Origin of the sequence: Nocardioides luteus, assembly GCF_014648595.1 — a bacterium.
GTDB lineage: Bacteria > Actinomycetota > Actinomycetes > Propionibacteriales > Nocardioidaceae > Nocardioides > Nocardioides luteus.
Map to the genome: position 1 here is coordinate 1 of NZ_BMRK01000042.1, position 1,198 is coordinate 1,198.

At 74.4% G+C, this 1,198-nt stretch carries 2 protein-coding genes; both read right to left on the minus strand.

What is annotated here, in order from left to right; translation table 11 throughout:
• A partial coding sequence (locus IEY81_RS23865) for an SIS domain-containing protein (RefSeq protein ID WP_189120992.1) occupies positions 1–531 on the minus strand: 531 nt, incomplete at its 3' end.
• A partial coding sequence (locus IEY81_RS23870; protein ID WP_189120993.1) for an N-acetylmuramic acid 6-phosphate etherase occupies positions 528–1,198 on the minus strand: 671 nt, incomplete at its 5' end. The genes IEY81_RS23865 and IEY81_RS23870, both read right to left, overlap by 4 nt.

Here is a 1,198-nt window from a genome sequence, read left to right on the forward strand (position 1 = left end):
CAGCTGGGCGGTGTAGGTCTTGGTCGCGGCCACGGCCCGCTCGGGACCGGCAGCGACGTCGACCTCGTACTCGCACGCCTCGGCGAGCGGCGAGCCCGGGTTGTTGGTCACCGCGAGCGTGATCGCGCCCTGCTCGCGGCCTGCCTGGAGCGTCTGGACGAGGTCGGGCGAGCCGCCGGACTGGCTGATGCCGATGAGCAGCACGTCGCGCAGGTCCATCCGGGCCTCGTAGGCGGTGATCGAGGACGGCGAGGCGAGCCCGGCGGGCAGGCCGAGGACGGTCTCGACGAGGTACTTGGCATAGAGCGCGGCATGGTCGGAGGTGCCGCGCGCGGCCAGGAGCACGAACCGCGGCCGGCGGGCGCGGACGGCGCGGGCGACCTCGGTGATCGGCTGCTGACCGGCGCCGAGCAGGCCCGCCCAGACCTCGGGCTGCTGGGCGATCTCCGTCGCCATCAGCCGGCCGGGAGCCGGGGCGTTCGTCGGGGCGTTCGTCGGGGCGGACGTCGGGGTGTTCGTCGGGGCGCTCATCGGGCCACCGCCGTCCGTACGTCACCGGCGGCCTTCTCGAGCCGGGCTACCGCCTCCTCGGCGGTGCAGTCGGCGAGCAGCATCACGACGGCGGTCTTGGCGTGACCGCCCGAGGCCTCGAGCGCGGCCGTGGCGGCGTCGAGGTCGGCCCCGGTCGCCTCGGCGACGATCCGGCGGGCGCGGTCGACGAGCTTGTCGTTGGACGGGTTCAGGTCGACCATCAGGTTGCGGTAGACCTTGCCGGTGCGCACCATCGCAGCGGTCGAGAGCATGTTGCACACCAGCTTCTGGGCGGTGCCGGCCTTGAGCCGCGTCGACCCGGTGAGCACCTCCGGGCCGGTGTCGACCTCGATGGCCACCTCGGCGTGGTCGCTGATCACCGCGCCGGTGTTGCAGGCGACCGAGACCGTGCGGGCACCGAGCTCGCGAGCCCGGTCGAGCGCGCCGACGACGTAGGGAGTGCGACCGCTGGCCGCGAGCCCGACGACGACGTCACCGGCGGCGATGCCGAGCCGGTCGAGGTCGGCGCGGCCTGCGTCCTGGTCGTCCTCGGCGCCCTCGACGGCAGCGAGGATGGCGCCGGAGCCTCCGGCGATGACCCCGAGCACCTCACCGGGGTCCGTGCCGAAGGTGGGTGGGCACTCGGCGGCGTCCAGCACCCCGAGCC